The sequence below is a fragment of the Chachezhania antarctica genome (assembly GCF_003646465.1).
Taxonomy (GTDB): domain Bacteria; phylum Pseudomonadota; class Alphaproteobacteria; order Rhodobacterales; family Rhodobacteraceae; genus Chachezhania; species Chachezhania antarctica.
This window is the reverse complement of sequence record NZ_QZEX01000004.1, coordinates 41,281-57,154: the sequence shown is the minus strand read 5'-3', so window position 1 is coordinate 57,154 and position 15,874 is coordinate 41,281. Positions and strand designations below refer to the sequence as shown.

The window sequence follows — 15,874 nt, the reverse complement described above, 5'->3', positions numbered from 1 at the left end:
CTCAGGCCGCCATTTCGTCTGGCGTCAGTTCATAAAGGCCCTCGGCCCCGCCGCGGGATGCAATCAGCAGGCTTTCGTGCTCGGGCAGCAGGCGCTTGATGTAGAAACCCGCCATCTTCATGCGCGGACCCTCCGGGTCGGCTGCCGCGGCGCACAGGTGGTAGTGACCGCCCAGCACCCGCGCGAACGCCTTGGCAAACGGCACGGCGCCCGCAAAGCGTTCGTTCAGGTCGCTCTGCGCCACGAGCCATTCCACGCCTTCGCGCAGGGTTTCGGCGGCCTGCCAGACCGGTTCGGCCATCTCGGGCAGCTTGCACCGCACCTTCTCGGCATGCCTCTGGATCTCGTCCAGCAGACGGCCGGCGGCCTCGCCACCGTCCATCATCTTGCGCGCCACCAGATCCATCGCCTGGATCCCGTTGGTGCCCTCGTAGATCGCCGTCACCCGCACATCGCGCGCATATTGCGCGGCGCCGGTCTCTTCGATGAAGCCCATGCCGCCATGGACCTGCACACCGGTTTCGGCCACGGCCATGCCGGTATCGGTGCCGAAGCCCTTGGCAATCGGGGTGAGCAGCGCGGCCCGGGCCGCCCAATCGGCATCGCCCGTCGCCTTTTGCATGTCGATCGCCACGGCACAGGCCAGCGTGATCGCCCGCGCGGCGAAGATATCCGCCTTCATCGTCAGCAGCATCCGGCGGACGTCGGCGTGATCCACGATGCAGCCCGTCCCGCCCGGCTGGCCCTGCAGGACCGTCTTGCCCTGCTTGCGCTCGCACGCATAGGCCAGCGCGTGCTGGTAGGCACCTTCCGCGGCGCCCACGCCCTGCGCACCCACACCCAGACGCGCGTTGTTCATCATCGTGAACATCGCCGCCATCCCGGCGTTCTCCTCGCCCACAAGCCAACCGCGGGCCCCGTCGAATTCCATCACGCAGGTGGGCGAGCCATGCAGGCCCAGCTTGTGCTCGAGGCTCACCACCTTCAGCGTGTTCGCCACGCCGGGCTTGCCATTGTCGTCGGGGATGAATTTCGGCACCAGGAACAGGCTGATTCCCTTCGTGCCGGGCGCCGCATCGGGCAGTCGCGCCAGCACCAGATGCACCACGTTCTCGGCAAAGTCCTGATCGCCCCAGCTGATATAGATCTTCTGACCGCTGACCGCATAGGTCCCATCGCCGTTCGGCACCGCCTTCGACGACAGCGCACCCACGTCGGAACCCGCCTGCGGTTCGGTCAGGTTCATCGTCCCCGTCCACTCGCCCGAATTCAGCTTGGGCAGGTACAGGTCCTTCAGCTCGTCGCTAGCGTGATGCTCCAGCGCCTCGATCTGGCCATGGGTCAGCAGCGGGCACAGCTGCAGCGACAGGCAAGCGCCGGCCATCATGTCGTTGACGGCGGTGGTCACGGCAATCGGCAGGCCCATGCCACCATATTCGGGGCTGCCGGAAATCCCGACCCAGCCGCCTTCGGCAATCGCCTTCCAGCCGCCCGCATATCCGGGCGAGGTCCGCACGACACCGTTTTCCAGCCGCGCCGGGGTCAGATCGCCCGCGCGTTGCAGCGGCGCCATGACCTCGTCCGACAGTTTCCCGGCCTCGCCCAGGATGGCGGTCACCATGTCCGGACTGGCTTCGGCGAACAGTTCGGTCTGGGCAACTCGGTCGAAACCGACCACTTCACGCAACAGGAACTCGTGTTCCGAAACGGGGGCGCGGTAAGTCATGGGGCACTCCATGGGCTGGCGTTGGCAGCATTGGCGGCGGACGGGCTTGGCAGTCCGGCCGGCTGCCTGTTATGTACGGCGGTCGGCGGGGAAAAACACCGCGCCGCGCCGTTCACGCAACCAGAACGCGGCGTCATCCGGCCGCAGATCGAGCAACTACCCCCGATGGCGCCAACCCTGTCAGATGTCAGCCAGAATTCCGCGCCCACACGGCGTCTCGCGGCAGATTCGGCCGGCATTGCCGAAGCGGCCCGGTTGCTGCGTTCCGGCGCGCTGGTGGCCTTCCCGACAGAGACGGTCTACGGCCTGGGCGGCGACGCCCGCCGGGGGGAAGCCGTGGCCGGCATCTACGCGGCCAAGGGGCGGCCCAGTTTCAACCCGCTGATCGCGCATGTGCCGGATGCCGACGCCGCGCGCCGGATCGTCGAATGGCCCGATATCGCGGAGGCGCTGGCTTCCGCCTTCTGGCCCGGCCCGCTGACGCTGGTCCTGCCGTTGCGCCCCGGTCACGGCATCGCCGGGCTGACGACCGCCGGGCTCGACACGCTCGCCGTCCGCGTCCCGGCCCATCCCGCGGCGCAGGCCTTGTTGAGCGCCGCCGGGACGCCGCTGGCGGCACCGTCCGCCAACCCGTCAGGCCGGATCAGCCCGACGACGGCGGATCATGTTCTGGCCGGTCTCGACGGCCGGATCGCCGCCGTGCTGGATGCCGGTCCCACGACGGTCGGGCTTGAAAGCACAATCGTCGGTCTCGATGGCCCGACACCCACGCTCCTGCGCCCCGGCGGACTGGCGGCAGAGGATATCGAAGCCCATCTCGGCCAGACGCTGGCCCGCCCGGACGGGGCCGCCATCACCGCCCCGGGTCAACTGACCAGCCACTACGCCCCCGAAGGCGCCGTGCGCCTGAACGCCGATGCGGCCGAGGCCACGGAGCTCTACCTCGGCTTCGGACCCGGCCCCTGCGATCTGTCGCTGTCCCCCACCGGAGACCTGGCCGAAGCCGCCGCGCGTCTCTTCGATTGCCTCCACCAGCTCGATTCGCGGAAACGGCCCATCGCCGTCGCCCCCGTGCCCGACACGGGGTTAGGCCGCGCGATCAACGACCGGCTGAGCCGCGCCGCCGCGCCGCGCGCGTAACGGGCTGGCGAGATCGGGCATAAACTCTGGACGCACAGGGCATATTGGCCGACAACTCCAGACAAATGTTCCCACTGTCTCTGCCAACGGTCTCCACCATCTCAACGCTCGCATCTCCGATCTCCGCTGTGCCCCGCCGGCAAAAAGCGCCTTTGCGCCCGTTGCCGGCTGCAGGATGCGGCACGCATCCGGCGAGGGAGGGCGGGCGGGCCGGCAACGGGCGCAAAGGCGCGGTCCGCCGCGTCAGGATGCAGGAACGTCCATGAGCCCCCTCCACCGTACCTCAGGCCCGATAGCCCTCCTCCTCATCTGGCTCGCCGCCCCGGCCCTGGCCGATCGCGAAGCAGCCTGCGTTACGGCCAATCCCGACTTCCCGGATCTTTGCGCCTGCGTCGTCGCTGGCACGGCCGAGGAAGGCTTCGCCGATGACGTGCTCGACCGGCTGATCTCCCACAACTACATCGGCGTGCCGCCCGAAGACGTGAAGCGCTTCGGCAAGATCTTCGTCGCCTGCACCCAGGCGGCCGTCGCCCGCCAGATGGCCAACGGCATGGCCCTGGCCAATGCGCACTCCGGGTCCGCAAACGGGACGCAAGCCGCGGCGTCCTCCTCCAGCAGTTACACCCTGAAAACCCCGGGGGGAGGCCCCGCCCCGGGCCGGTGGATCCGCAACGCGGCCATCGAGCGACCGCATCACGGCGGCGAATGGACGGTCACGCCGGCGAGGGGAGGGTTCGTCCGCGACGACAGTGGGCACTTCCTGATCGCCGGCTGCAACGACCGGGCCTTGCCTCAGCTGGTCTTCGGCCCCGTCGAAGAACATGACAACTGGACCCGCGTCGAGGTCGACGTGCAGGCGCCGGACGAAATGCTCATGACCCAGGCCGCCACGCCCTCCCGGATCGAAGGCAACCTGCTTCAGGCCGAATTCACCAAAGGCATCATCGACGCCCTTCGCCGTGGCAGCACCGTCCGGCTGAGGGCCACGGGGACCGACGACACGTCCCCGCTGACGACGACCTTCGGACTGGATGGCTCCTTCGCCGCCTTGGAATTTGCCGACTGCGACGGCCCCCTCGCGGCGCGGGCCACCGGCTTTCCCGGCATCCTCGTCAACGGCGCATGGCGCGGTACTCACATTACCGACGCCGACGACCACTCCGTCCCGGCCCTGACATTCGGCCCCCCCGACTCGGCGATAGAGAGCCTGACCTTCACCTGCGACCGTCACCTGGGCATCGCGCCCCTGCCGCGCTATCAGGGGCCGGACCGGGACAAGCCTGTCACCTACGGATACGCGCTGACGGTCGACAACAACGAGGGCTTTCAGACGGCTGTCACCCTGCCTGGGGCCTCCACCACCGAAGGCCGCACGGCAGAACCGCTGCACCCCGGCCTTGTCGACCAGATGGCCGCGGGCAAGGTCCTCCACGTCGCACCGCTCGACATGGCACCGGGCGATGGCCTCCTCCGCTCCTACGAGCTGCGCGGCTTCGGGGATGGACTGGCAGCGCAGGCCTGCGAGGAGAAAACCTCGCCGCCGGATTGAGGATCCTCGATCTGAACACGCCAAGCAATGCCCGGCGCCGGCGACCGGCGCGCAGCCCGAAACCGGGCACGAACGCGCCCGAAGCGGCAAGCGTGGCGGCAGAGCCGCCGCGCGACGGGAGGGTGGGTGGGCCGCTGAGGGCGCGTAACTCCCGCGGGTCAAGCCCGCCCGGCGGCGGCCGACAATGTCAGCGGATCGACCCCCAGCGCATTCAGCGCGGCGGACCACTTGGCCTCGTTCGGCAGGGAGAACACTAATCCCGGATCGGCATCGACCGTCAGCCAGCCATTCTGCGCGATCTCGTCTTCCAGCTGCCCCGGCCCCCATCCGGCGTACCCCAACGCCAGAATGGCCGAGCTGGGGCCAAGACCCGCGCCGATATCTTCCAGGATATCGACCGTCGCGGTCATCGCGAAGCCCTCGCACACATCCAGCGAACTGGCCCGCGGCACGTTGCCCGCGGAATGCAGCACGAAGCCCCGCGCCGTTTCCACCGGCCCGCCGAAATAGACCGGCGCGTTGGTTGCCTCCGGCTCCGTCTCGATATCGAGCTGGCCCAGAAGGTCGAAGACCCGCAGGTCCTGCGCCGGCTTGTTAACGATCAGGCCCATCGCGCCGTCCTCCCCGTGCGAGCACAGGAAGACGACCGAATGGCCGAAACGCGGATCTCCCATCCCGGGCATGGCGATCAGCAATTTGCCGGTCAGATCCATCATCAGGCATCCCGTCGGTTTGCGCCGCCCCGGCCCGGGCGAGGCGTGAAAATCCCGGCCGCCGAAATGCGACCGTCGCAGGTCGCTGGCACGCCGCTTTGGTCAAAGATGGTCGCCACGGCACCGCCGTGCAAGGGACAGTTCCGCTCACCGGCCCATCCCCGCCATATCGGCGGATATTGGCGCCGGGCGCGGTCCTGCCGCCCGTCACACTGCCCGTCTGCCGGGCACGCGCGCCCGAATATTGTACGGGATTTTCCCGGCGCGCTCATTCTGTTGCAACCGATTGACCGTAACGTGACCGGCGGGAACTTGGCTTTTCCGGCAATCGGGCGCAAATCTGACGACATGAACATCACGCTCTTCCCTCTCCGGTCTTTCGCCCGTCTGCGCAGAATGGCCCTTGGCCTATGTCTTGCCGCCCTGCCCGCGCTGGCCCCGGCGGAAACACTGGACGACCTCGTGCGGATCGAGGTGCTCGACGGCGGACAGGCCCGCAACGGGGCGCTTGTGGGCGCGATCCGGCTTACGCTGCCCGATGGCTGGAAGACCTACTGGCGCGCACCGGGAGAGGCCGGCATTCCCCCGCGCTTCGACTGGACGGGCTCGCGCAACCTGGGCGCTGTCGAGATCACATGGCCCACGCCGACTGTGATGGTTCAGGACGGAATGCGTACGATCGTCTACGAGAACCAGATGGTCCTGCCGATCGAGATCACGCCCCGCCGCGCCGGACAGCCGGTGCGCCTGCGCGGGCAGCTGGATTTCGGGTTCTGCAAGGACATCTGCATACCCGGCACACTGGATTTCGACCGCGTGCTGGATGGCACCGCCGGGCACAACCCGGCCATCGCCGCCGCCGCCGCCCAGCGCCCCTATACAAGGCGCGAGGCCGGCGTGACCTCGGCCACCTGCTCCCTGGCGCCCGGCGCGGACGGGCTGCAATTGCAGGCCGAGATCCGGATGCCGTCGGCCGGCGGGCGCGAAGTGGCGGTAATCGAACCGGGCAGCGCCTTCTGGCCGGGCGTGACCCGCACCGAGCGCAGGGGCGACCGGCTGATCGCGACGACCAATCTGATCGCCGATGGCGGCGTGATGACCGGCATTGACCGCAGCGAGGTGCGGATCACCGTGCTGGGGCAGCGGCATGCGGTCGACATCCGTGGCTGTACGGCGGGCTGATCGTGTCGCGTGACCGCTGGACGGGGGCACTGCCCCCGGACCCCCGAGGTATTTCAGGACCAAAGAAGCCACGCGCGCCGGCTTGATCTGCCGAGCGGATGACAAGCCTCGCGGCGGGTTGTATGCGGGCGGGATGAATGATGATCAGGATCCCTTGCACCGGCCGTGGCCGCGCCTTGCAGCGCTGGCGGTCGTTCTGCACGAGGGCCGCGTTCTTCTGGTGCGGCGCGGGAAAGTGATGGACCATGGGCTCTGGGGGTTTCCCGGCGGCCATGTCGAGCCCGGGGAGACGGCGCTGGAGGCGGCCCGACGGGAGCTTCTGGAGGAAACCGGGGTGACGGCCGATCCGGTTGGGTACCTGACGAATATCGATCTTGTGCGTCACGAGGGCGATGCCATAGCCACGCATTATCTTCTGGCCGGCGTGCTTTGCCTGTATCGCGGCGGCACAGCGGTGGCGGCGGACGATGCGCTGGAGGCGCGCTGGTTCGAGCCGACCCAGGTGCTGGACCGTTCCCTGCCGATGAGCGACCTTGTCCCGGAACTGCTGGAGCTGGCCCTGCGCGGCGCTTACACGCGTCTCGACAGTTCGGCCCCGTAGCGCCACGCAGCGATGGCGTAGCTGACGAGGCAGAGGACCGCCGTGCCAGCCAGGAAGAGGCCGATGGACGGCCAGAGACCGTGTGCGCCCGGGACCACCTGCAAGGGGCCGGGCAGCGCGCCGAAGGCCAATACCCAGCCGACAGTCACGCAGAACCATGCCGCGACCAGTGCGGCCGCCGCGATGAGCGGGCGGCGGACCTGGTGGGCCCTGGTGCGCAGGCCGCGGCGGAAGGCCATCCATGGCCGGGCGATGTCCTGCTGGATCGCGACCAGCGCGGGCACCAACAGAAGCACCAGCAACATGCCGAAGCCCAGCCCGTAGACCAGCGTGATCACCGTCGGTTTCAGGAACTGCGCCTGCTGGGACCGTTCATAAAGGAGCGGCGCGAGCCCCAGCACTGTGGTCATTGTCGTCAACATCACCGGGCGCAGACGATCGGCCGTGGCGTCGACGATCGCGGGCCACAGGCCACGATCCCTGGCGTATTCGTCAATGGTGGTCACCAGCACGATGGAATCGTTGATGATGATACCGATCATGCCCAGAAGACCCACCACCGTGAACATCGAAAGCGGCACGTCCCAGATGTAGTGGCCCCAGATCGTTCCCACGAGCCCGAAGGGGATGATCGCCATCACCACCATGGGCCGGGTCCAGCTTCCGAACACCCAGGCCAGTACCAGGAAGATCCCGAGCAGCACCAGAATGGCACCGGTGCGGGCGTCGTTCAGGAATTCGCTCTCCTGTTCCGAGAGCCCTGACAGGCGCCAGTCGACCTGCCGCTCGGCGGCGATGATGGGCAGGATTTCGACCTCCAGCGCCTTACCCACGGCCTCGGCCCGGGCCGGATCGTCTTCCGAAATGTCGCCGGTAACCGAGACCAGCCGGATCCCGTCCTCGCGCTTGACGGTGGCAAAGCCGCTGCGGCGCTTGACGCTGACGATGTCGGCCAGCGGCACGTAAAGGCCTGCCGGGGTTCGCAGGTAGGTCCGGTCGAGGAAATCGGCGGTCTGTTCGCTTTCCGGCAGCTCCACCCGGATCGCGGCGCTGCGGGGCCCGTCGGGATAGGTCGCGGCCTCGATCCCTGCCAGCCGTGCGCGCAGGATCCGACCCAGACCGTCGATGGTGAAACCCAGCGCCTCGCCCTGCGGCGTGAGGTCTAGGATCAGTTCCTCCTTGTCGTAGGCCAGCGTGTCCTCGACCGCCGACACCTCGGGGAACCGCAGAAGCGCCGTCTTCAGATCCTCGGCCGCGGCTTTCAGCGTGTCGACGTCCGCGCCGTAGAATTGCACGTCGAGCGCATCGCCCCCGGGGCCGGAACGCCAGCCGCGGAAGCTCATGACTTCGAGCATCGGGTGACGCTGGACGCGGTCCTGCAGCTCTCCGACGAAGGCGAAGCTGGAATAGGGGCGCAGGTCGGCATCGATCAGTTCGATCGAGATGCCGCCCAGAAGATCGGCGTCCTTGGATTCCACACCCGGCAGGGTCCGCCCGGCATTGCCGCCGATTTCGGCCATCACGTAATCCAGCGGGTTGGGGCCGTCGTACCGTTCGGCGAATTCGGCCCCCAGTTCTTCGGTGGCCCGCTGGATCTCGCGGATCATCTCCATCGTGTCGGCGCGGGTGGCGCCTTCCAGCATGGCGAAATTGCCGGTGACCGATCCGCGTTCGGGCGCGTTGAAGAACCGCCATTGCACGTCGCCGGTGATGAACAATGCCGCCTGCGTGGCCAGGATCGCCACGGCCCCGGCCAGCACGACATAGCGCGCCCACAGCACCCATGCGATGAAGGGCCGGAACGCGGTGTCCCGGAACCAGCGAAAGCCCTTGTTCACCTGCCGGTTGGGCCAGTCGTACCAGTACGCCTTGCCGCTGTCGCCGATGGCATGGGCCATGTGGTGCGGCAGGATCAGGAAGCATTCCACCAGCGAGGCCAGCAGCACCACGATCACGGTGAACGGGATATCCTGTATCAGGTCGCCGAAGCGCCCGCCGATGGCAGTGAGGCCGAAGAACGCGATCACCGTCGTAAGCGTCGCGGCAAAGACGGGCATCGCCATGCGCCTGGCCGCGTTTTCGGCCGCGACCATGGGGTGCTCCCCCAGCCGCCTGGCCCGGAAATCCGCGTGTTCGCCCACGACAATCGCGTCGTCGACCACGATCCCCAGCGTGATGATCAGACCGAAGAGCGAGATCATGTTGAGCGTCAGCCCGAAGGCATACATGAGCGCGATGGCCGCGAACATGGCCGCCGGTATCCCGGCCGCGACCCAGATCGCCGTGCGGGCATTCAGGAACAGGAACAGCAGGATCACGACCAGCCCCAGCCCCATCAGGCCATTGTCGATCAGGATCTCGAGCCGGCCCGAAATCGCCTCGGCCCGTGTCCGGATCAGCTGGACGGTGACCCCTTCCGGCAAGGTCGCCTGCATCTCGGCCACCACCTCTTCGACCTGGTGCTGGATCTTGATGGCGTCACCCAGATCCGTCCGGTCCACCCGGATCGAGATCGCGGGATCCGGCCCCACGAAATAGGCGCGCGACCGGTCGACGCCTTCAAAGCGGATCGTGGCGACATCGCCGATGGTCAGCTTCGAGCCGTCGTCGTTCGACCGCAGCACGATGGTTTCAATCTCGTCGGGCGTGCGCTTTTCGCTGCCCGTCCGAACGCGCGCGTTGGCGCCCGTCACCTCGCCCGCGGGATCGGCGCTGACTTCCGCCGCGATGACGGCGGCGATGTCGGCCATGCTGATATCGTGCGCGATCAGGTTGACCGTGGGCACCTCGACCACGGTTTCGGATGCCGCGACCCCTCGGATCGTGGTGCGCGTCACGCCTTCAGCGAACAGCCTCAGCGTCAGTTCGTCGGCGAACAGGCCCAGTTGCTCGGGGTTGATTGGCCCCGTGATCACGACATCCGTCACCCGGTCGGCCCAGCCCCCGCGCCGCACGGTGGGGTCTTCGGCCTCCTCGGGCAGATCGTTGACCTGTTCGACGGCAAGGCGCACATCTTCGTAGCCGCGGTTGATGTCCCAGCCCGGCTCGAACTCCAGCTCGATGGTCGCGCGCCCCTCGCGGGACGTGGACTGCGAGGTCTCCACCCCGTCGACCGCCAGCAGGTAGGGTTCCAGCAACTGGACGATGGCGCCGTCGACATCCTCCGGTCCCGCGCCTTCCCAGATCACGTTGACCGACACGCTGTCGATCACGACATCGGGAAAGAACTGCGCCCGCATCCGCGGCATGGCGGCGATGCCAAGGGCCAGCAGCAGCACCAGCAACAGGTTCGCCGCCGTCCGGTGGCGCGTGAAATAGCTGAGCACGCCCGAGGCGCCGCCGGGCACGTCACGCATGGGACCGGCCTTTGCCAAGGGAGAGGGCGCGCACCGTCATCTTAGCCACCCATCCGCGATTCGATGCGCTGCACCAGCTGCATAGGAACCTGCGTCTGGTTCAGCTGGGCCAGCACGGTGGCCTTCATCTCGGCCGGCATACGAGTGCTGGCCTCGACGAACTGCACCAGCTTCGCGCGGCGATCGTCGGTCAGCGCCAGGGTCTCGTCCGCCTCCCCCGGCTCGAACGAGGCTTTCTGCATCGCCTCCGCCTCCCCCGCGCCGGCCGTGGCCGCGGGCCCGGCATCGGCACCAGGCCTGAGCGGCCGGGCCTTGATGCCCGCCCCCAGAAGTGGTGTGCGGATCCTCACGACCTGCCGTCCGGCCAGATCGGGACTGCGGACAAGGATATCGTCGCCCTGACGTCGCACCAGCGTGACCGGCAGGGCTTCCAGCCGGTCGTCGGTGCCCATCGCCAGCACCGCGCCGTCGATCCCCAGCGCCGAGGAGGGCAGCCGCACCACGTTGTCCACGGGCGGTTCCTCTACCGCGACGCTGACGAAATCCCCCGGCTTGAAGCCGCGCGGATCGGTCAGGTCGGCAAAGATCAGGCGCCCCGACTGGCCTTCGCCCGCCGCGGCACTGGCCCGGTTGATCTGGCCGCGCGCGATCAGCCCGTTTCCGGCCGCGTCCAGCGACACCGTCACCGGCGCACGGATCAGCATGTTGTTACTGTCGAGAAGCCGCGCATATTGCCCGGTCGAGATCCGGAAGGCGACCTCCAGTGTGTTCGGGTCGATCAGGTCGGCGATCTTCTCGTTCGCCGACAGAAGCCGGCCTTCAACAAGGTTCACACCGCTCAGCGTGCCGCCGAAATCGGCCCGGACTGATGTATCGTCCAGCACGCGCTGCGCCTCGGCCTCGGCAATCTGCGCCCGGGCCAGTTGCGTCGCGGCCTGGTCCACCCTTGCCTCGGCCTGCGCTTCGGCCTGCCGGCGCGCCAGAAGCGCCTGCCGGGCCGAAGCCGCCGCCAGTTCGGCCTCTTCCTGCGCGGTGGCGGTGCCCACCTGCCGGGTGACCAGATCCGTCTGCCGGTCGAAGGCCCGCACCCGCAAATCCGCCTGCTCCCGCGCGGCCGCGACTTCGTCATGGGCCAGCTCCAGCGACCGTTCGGCATCACGCACCTCGGCCTCGGCATCGCGGCGTTCCGTGCGGGTCCGGTCCAGGACGGATTGCGCATCGGTCAGGTCGATCTGCACCAGAAGCTGTTCGGACTCCACTGCACCGCCTTCGACGAAATCCGGCGACAGGTACAGGACACGCCCGTTCACCGGCGCGCGAATTTCCAGCGTCCGGCGGCTCTGAACCTGGCCATAGGCGTGCAGAAGCGGCGATACCGTCTGCGGATCCGCCGTCACGAGGTCCACGGCAAAGACCCGCTCCCGCGCGGGCGGCGGACTGGTGTCGGCATTCAGGCTGGTGACAACGGCATCGCGCACGCGGTCGACCGCAAAGGCCAGCAAGCCGAGCGTGACCGCCAGAAGAAAGAGCCCACCCAGGCCCCTTCGCAAAAATCGCATTGCGCAATGTCCTCCGCGCTGCCTCGTCGTAATCGAATGCCTGACACGCCTGACCCGGGGCCATCCCGAAGTCTAGCCTGCCCTCCGGAAAAGCCAAGCCACGGCGACGTGAATGCGCCTCCGCCAACGACCGCTATTCCTGCTACGCAGCACGCAACCGTTTCCGTCGCAATTCCAGACCCGGCGCCCCGGCTTCTTCGGCCCCCAAATACCTTGGGGGAGTCCGGTTCGCCTGAACCGGACGGGAGCAAAGCCCCCAACACCACGTAACCGCCTACTTCCGGCGTTCGGATTCATCCAGCCGCGGCATGATTTCAACGAAGTTGCAGGGGCTGTGCCGGTAATCGAGCTGTTTTTCCAGGATCCCGTCCCACGCATCCTTACAGGCCCCGGGGCTTCCGGGCAGCGCAAACAGGTAGGTTCCCCCGGCCACGCCTGCCGTGGCCCGGCTCTGCACCGCCGAGGTTCCGATCTTTTCCATCGAGACAATGGTGAAGACCGTCCCGAACGCGTCGATCTCCTTCTCGTAGACATCGCGATGCGCCTCGACCGTCACGTCCCGGCCCGTAAGCCCGGTGCCCCCGGTCGAGATCACGACATCCACGTCCGGGTCGGCGATCCATTCCCGCAGCCGCGCGGCGATCTCGTCGCGCTCGTCGGGCAGGATCGCGCGGTCCGCCACCTCGTGGCCCGCAGCCTCGATCCGGTCGATCAGCACCTGCCCGGACCGGTCGTCCCGCACCCCGCGTGTGTCCGACACGGTCAGCACCGCGATCCGGACGGGGATGAATTCCCGCGGGCTCACAGCTCGAACCAGTTCACTGTGGGGCCAAGGTTGACGACGCGGGTGGTCCCGATCGTCCCCTCCTTGCCCCAGCTGTCATGGATATGCCCGCAGACCGCCAGCTTCGGCCCGATCCGCGCAATCGCGTCACGCAGAGAGGTCGAGCCGATGGATTGCCCCGTGCTGGTGACATCCGCGATCCCCTTGGGCGGCGAATGCAGCACCAGCAGATCGGCCGTCTCGCAGGCGGCCAGCATCGTTTCGGCCTCGGCTTCATCCATATCGCAGGACCATCCGCCGAAGGGCGTCCGCGGCACGGCATATCCCAGTCCGAAGATCGTCAAACCATCCACGTCCACACCCTCGCCATGCAGGACCGTCATTCCGGGCGGCGCCGCCGCCCGCAGCTCATCCGCGCTTTCGGCATTGCCGGGCACGGCCACCATCGGCGCCTTCAGGCCCGACAACAGATCCATGGCCATGTCCAGCCCATCGCGCATGTTGCAGAAATCGCCGGCACCGATCACCAGGTCGGCATCGGCGCTGGCAGCCACCAGGTCCGCGGCGCGGGACCGGGCCAGGTGCAGGTCGGAAAAGGCCAGAAGCTTCATGGTCACACTCTCGCAATCGGGAACCGTCAGTCCCCGCGTTTCAACCGCGCCTTCAGCGCCAGCAGATCGGCCCACGCCTGCCGCTTGGCCGCCGGGTTGCGCAGCAGGTAGGCCGGGTGGAACATCGGCAGAACGGGACGATCCCACGCCTCCTCCCATTTGCCGCGCAGGCGGGTGATCCCGCGGCGGCCCAGCACCGTCTCGCAACTGATGTTGCCCATCAGAACCAGCACATCGGGCGCCGCCAATGCGACATGCCGCGCGAGGAACGGTTTCATCATCTCCCGCTCCTGCGTTTCCGGATCCCTGTTTTGCGGCGGCCGCCACGGCAGGACATTGGTGATGTAGACGTTCTCCGCCCGGCTCAGCCCGATTTCGGCCAGCATCCGGTCCAGCAACTGCCCCGCGGGACCCACAAAAGGCTTGCCCTGCCGGTCCTCGTCGCGTCCCGGTGCCTCGCCGATGATCATGACCCGCGATCCCGGCACCCCGTCGGAAAAGACCAGGGAATTCGCCCCGGCCTTCAGCCCGCACAGCTCGAAGGCGTTCAACGCGGCCCGCAGGTCCTCCAGCGAGTCCGCCCGCGCCGCCTCGGCCATCGCGACGGCGACCGGGTCGACCTCTTCCTGCACGACGGGCGCCGCGACAGAGGGCGCCGCCCGCGCGGGTTTCGGCGCCGTTTCCAGCTCGTAGCGATTGACCGGCACATCACCGATGGCCTCGGTGGCGCCCAGCTCGATCTGCCAGTCGAGCATCGCCAGCGCGGTGGCCTGATCCAGTTCCGAAGTCGATTCCATGGCGCAGACCCTACAGGCCCGAAGCCCCCCCCGGAAGGGCCGGCGCGCGCACCGCGGCGGGAAGGGGGTTCGCGGCACACGATCCCGCGCGGAGATTGCCAAGCCGCGCCGCGCGCCCCATATGCAACGGTGACCCAACGCTGCAGGCCCCATGTTTCCCATCCGCGATCACAACCCGTCCGGGCGCACGCCCTATGTCGTCTATGCCCTGATCGCGATCAATGTGCTGGTATTTCTCAGCTATGCCGGGATCCTGGGCGACCAGCGGGCGCTGACCTATTTCTTCTACGACTGGGCGCTGATCCCGGCACGGGTCGAGGCGGGGTCGGGCTACTACACCTACATCACGTCGATGTTCCTACATGGCGGCTTCATGCATATCGCCGGCAACATGCTGTTCCTATGGATTTTCGGCGACAACCTGGAAGACGAGATGGGACACCTGGGCTTCCTGGCCTTCTACCTTGCCGCGGGGATCGGCGCGGGCCTCATCCATGTCTACACGGCACAGGGCTCTGTCGTGCCGACCGTCGGCGCATCGGGCGCGATTGCCGGCGTGATGGGCGGCTACCTGCTGCTTTTCCCCAAGGCGCGGGTCGATGTGCTGCTGATCCTGATCATCATCTTCCGCATCATCCCCATTCCCGCCTTCGTGGTGCTGGCGGTCTGGTTCGTGCTGCAGTTCGCGGGCTCGGTCGGGGCGGACCCGAATGTCGGCGGCGTGGCCTACTGGGCCCATACCGGGGGCTTCATCGCAGGCTTCCTGCTGACGATCCCGCTATGGCTGCGACGGGGCGGGCCGGCCTTCTGGAACCGCACCCACGGCCATCCCGACCACCCGGAAGCGCGGTACGCCCGTGGCCCCAGCCGGATTCCCAAGGTCCCGCGCCAGAAACGTCCGCCGCGGCGCAATCCCTGGGGCTGAGTGTAAAGGTCCGCTACCCGCGGATGATCTTGGCGAAGCCATCGAACACCGCGCCGTTGGCACAGATCAGCGAGCCGCTTTCCAGAATGTTGTCATCCGGGGCGATGGGTTCCACGAATCCGCCGGCTTCGCGCACGATGATGATGCCCGCGGCGATATCCCAGGCGTTCAGCCCACGTTCCCAGTACCCTTCATAGCGCCCCGCGGCCACGTAGGCCATGTCGAGCGCCGCCGCCCCCCAGCGCCGGACGCCGGCGGTCACGGGCAGGAGTTGTCCGAGGTCCTTCAGCGTATCCGGCAGTTCCCGCCTGCCGCCGAAGGGCAACCCTGTGGCGAAGACGCTTTCGATCATCTTGTGCCGGGCCGACACGCGCAGCCGGGTGTCGTTCAGCCACGCGCCCTGACCCTTCTCGGCCATGAACATCTCGTCCTTGGCGGCGTCGTAGACGACACCGGCGACGACATTGCCCTTGTGCTCCAGCGCGATCGAGATCGCCCAGTGCGGCATGCCGTGCAGGAAGTTCGTCGTCCCGTCCAGCGGATCCACGATCCAGCGCCGGGTCGGGTCCTCGCCCGCGACATCGTCGCTTTCCTCGCCGCACCAGCCATATGTGGGGCGCGCCTCCATCAGTTCCTTGCGGATGATCTCTTCCGCGGCGATATCGGCCTTGGAGACGAAATCGCCCGGCCCCTTGGTGGAGGCCTGAAGGTTCTCGACCTCGCGGAAGTCCTTGACCAGCGACCGGCCCGCCTTGCGCGCGGCCTTGACCATGATGTTGAGATTGGCGCTGCCGACCATCGGATTGCGAGCCTTTCGAGAATTTCGGAAACGGCCCGCGGTTCCCCGACAGGCCTTCACGCGCGCCTATACGCGGGAGATGTGCCAAAGAAAAGCCCCGGGGTTCCCATCTCTGTCGCGGCGTAAGCTGTG

Annotated in this window: 13 protein-coding genes; 5 read left to right on the top strand and 8 right to left on the bottom strand. The window is 67.7% G+C overall.

Going from position 1 to position 15,874, the window contains the following annotated elements:
• Nucleotide 1 precedes the first annotated feature (1 nt).
• Nucleotides 2–1,726, bottom strand: a complete 1,725-nt coding sequence (locus tag D4754_RS09295; RefSeq protein ID WP_121062790.1) for an acyl-CoA dehydrogenase — start codon at nucleotides 1,724–1,726, stop codon at nucleotides 2–4.
• 165 nt (nucleotides 1,727–1,891) lie between these two features.
• Here D4754_RS09295 and D4754_RS09290 point away from each other — a divergent pair, with 165 nt between their 5' ends.
• Both D4754_RS09290 and D4754_RS09285 read left to right on the top strand, forming a co-directional pair.
• Nucleotides 1,892–2,866 (top strand): L-threonylcarbamoyladenylate synthase, encoded by a 975-nt coding sequence (locus D4754_RS09290; protein WP_121062788.1) that lies wholly within the window; start codon nucleotides 1,892–1,894, stop codon nucleotides 2,864–2,866.
• A gap of 262 nt (nucleotides 2,867–3,128) precedes the next feature.
• Nucleotides 3,129–4,415: a hypothetical protein gene (locus tag D4754_RS09285; RefSeq protein ID WP_121062786.1), complete on the top strand. Its 1,287-nt coding sequence runs from the start codon at nucleotides 3,129–3,131 to the stop codon at nucleotides 4,413–4,415.
• Between the two features lie 158 nt (nucleotides 4,416–4,573).
• Here D4754_RS09285 and D4754_RS09280 read toward each other — a convergent pair whose 3' ends face one another.
• A complete protein-coding gene (locus D4754_RS09280; RefSeq protein WP_121063373.1) occupies nucleotides 4,574–5,128 on the bottom strand; it encodes a YqgE/AlgH family protein in 555 nt (184 codons plus the stop codon).
• Between the two features lie 348 nt (nucleotides 5,129–5,476).
• On the opposite strand from D4754_RS09280, the gene D4754_RS09275 reads away from it, so the two are divergent.
• Nucleotides 5,477–6,310, top strand: coding sequence for a protein-disulfide reductase DsbD domain-containing protein (locus D4754_RS09275; protein WP_121063371.1), 834 nt, complete (start codon nucleotides 5,477–5,479; stop codon nucleotides 6,308–6,310).
• A 133-nt stretch (nucleotides 6,311–6,443) separates the two neighbouring features.
• Complete coding sequence (locus tag D4754_RS09270; protein WP_121062784.1) at nucleotides 6,444–6,911, top strand: NUDIX hydrolase; 468 nt, start codon at nucleotides 6,444–6,446, stop codon at nucleotides 6,909–6,911.
• Here D4754_RS09270 and D4754_RS09265 read toward each other — a convergent pair.
• The 5 genes from D4754_RS09265 to D4754_RS09245 all read right to left on the bottom strand — a co-directional run bounded on the left by D4754_RS09265 (nucleotide 6,881) and on the right by D4754_RS09245 (nucleotide 14,018).
• Nucleotides 6,881–10,267: an efflux RND transporter permease subunit gene (locus D4754_RS09265; protein ID WP_121062782.1), complete on the bottom strand. Its 3,387-nt coding sequence runs from the start codon at nucleotides 10,265–10,267 to the stop codon at nucleotides 6,881–6,883. The two genes, D4754_RS09270 and D4754_RS09265, sit on opposite strands and share 31 nt — an antisense overlap.
• A gap of 41 nt (nucleotides 10,268–10,308) precedes the next feature.
• Nucleotides 10,309–11,826, bottom strand: a complete 1,518-nt coding sequence (locus D4754_RS09260; RefSeq protein ID WP_121062780.1) for an efflux RND transporter periplasmic adaptor subunit — start codon at nucleotides 11,824–11,826, stop codon at nucleotides 10,309–10,311.
• 274 nt (nucleotides 11,827–12,100) lie between these two features.
• Entirely contained in the window at nucleotides 12,101–12,631 is a 531-nt protein-coding gene (moaB, locus tag D4754_RS09255) for a molybdenum cofactor biosynthesis protein B (protein WP_240453819.1), read from the bottom strand.
• Nucleotides 12,628–13,221, bottom strand: a complete 594-nt coding sequence (locus tag D4754_RS09250; RefSeq protein ID WP_121062776.1) for a metallophosphoesterase family protein — start codon at nucleotides 13,219–13,221, stop codon at nucleotides 12,628–12,630. The genes moaB and D4754_RS09250 overlap by 4 nt, the downstream gene beginning before the upstream one ends.
• Before the next feature lie 26 nt (nucleotides 13,222–13,247).
• Nucleotides 13,248–14,018, bottom strand: coding sequence for a uracil-DNA glycosylase (locus tag D4754_RS09245; RefSeq protein ID WP_121062774.1), 771 nt, complete (start codon nucleotides 14,016–14,018; stop codon nucleotides 13,248–13,250).
• 151 nt (nucleotides 14,019–14,169) lie between these two features.
• Here D4754_RS09245 and D4754_RS09240 point away from each other — a divergent pair, with 151 nt between their 5' ends.
• The gene (locus tag D4754_RS09240; protein ID WP_121062772.1) at nucleotides 14,170–14,943 is read left to right on the top strand and encodes a rhomboid family intramembrane serine protease; all 774 of its coding nucleotides are present in this window, start codon (nucleotides 14,170–14,172) and stop codon (nucleotides 14,941–14,943) included.
• Between the two features lie 13 nt (nucleotides 14,944–14,956).
• Here the strand turns inward: D4754_RS09240 and D4754_RS09235 are convergent, their stop codons facing one another.
• A complete protein-coding gene (locus D4754_RS09235; protein WP_121062770.1) occupies nucleotides 14,957–15,742 on the bottom strand; it encodes an inositol monophosphatase family protein in 786 nt (261 codons plus the stop codon).
• Between the last annotated feature and the right edge of the window lie 132 nt (nucleotides 15,743–15,874).

Excerpts from the sequence above, each read along its gene's own strand:
- D4754_RS09295 (WP_121062790.1), bottom strand. The coding sequence starts at position 1,726 with ATGACTTACCGCGCCCCCGTTTCGGAACACGAGTTCCTGTTGCGTGAA.
- D4754_RS09290 (WP_121062788.1), top strand. The coding sequence starts at position 1,892 with ATGGCGCCAACCCTGTCAGATGTCAGCCAGAATTCCGCGCCCACACGG.
- D4754_RS09285 (WP_121062786.1), top strand. The coding sequence starts at position 3,129 with ATGAGCCCCCTCCACCGTACCTCAGGCCCGATAGCCCTCCTCCTCATC.
- D4754_RS09280 (WP_121063373.1), bottom strand. The coding sequence starts at position 5,128 with ATGGATCTGACCGGCAAATTGCTGATCGCCATGCCCGGGATGGGAGAT.
- D4754_RS09275 (WP_121063371.1), top strand. The coding sequence starts at position 5,477 with ATGAACATCACGCTCTTCCCTCTCCGGTCTTTCGCCCGTCTGCGCAGA.
- D4754_RS09270 (WP_121062784.1), top strand. The coding sequence starts at position 6,444 with ATGAATGATGATCAGGATCCCTTGCACCGGCCGTGGCCGCGCCTTGCA.
- D4754_RS09265 (WP_121062782.1), bottom strand. The coding sequence starts at position 10,267 with ATGCGTGACGTGCCCGGCGGCGCCTCGGGCGTGCTCAGCTATTTCACG.
- D4754_RS09260 (WP_121062780.1), bottom strand. The coding sequence starts at position 11,826 with ATGCGATTTTTGCGAAGGGGCCTGGGTGGGCTCTTTCTTCTGGCGGTC.
- D4754_RS09250 (WP_121062776.1), bottom strand. The coding sequence starts at position 13,221 with ATGAAGCTTCTGGCCTTTTCCGACCTGCACCTGGCCCGGTCCCGCGCC.
- D4754_RS09245 (WP_121062774.1), bottom strand. The coding sequence starts at position 14,018 with ATGGAATCGACTTCGGAACTGGATCAGGCCACCGCGCTGGCGATGCTC.
- D4754_RS09240 (WP_121062772.1), top strand. The coding sequence starts at position 14,170 with ATGTTTCCCATCCGCGATCACAACCCGTCCGGGCGCACGCCCTATGTC.
- D4754_RS09235 (WP_121062770.1), bottom strand. The coding sequence starts at position 15,742 with ATGGTCGGCAGCGCCAATCTCAACATCATGGTCAAGGCCGCGCGCAAG.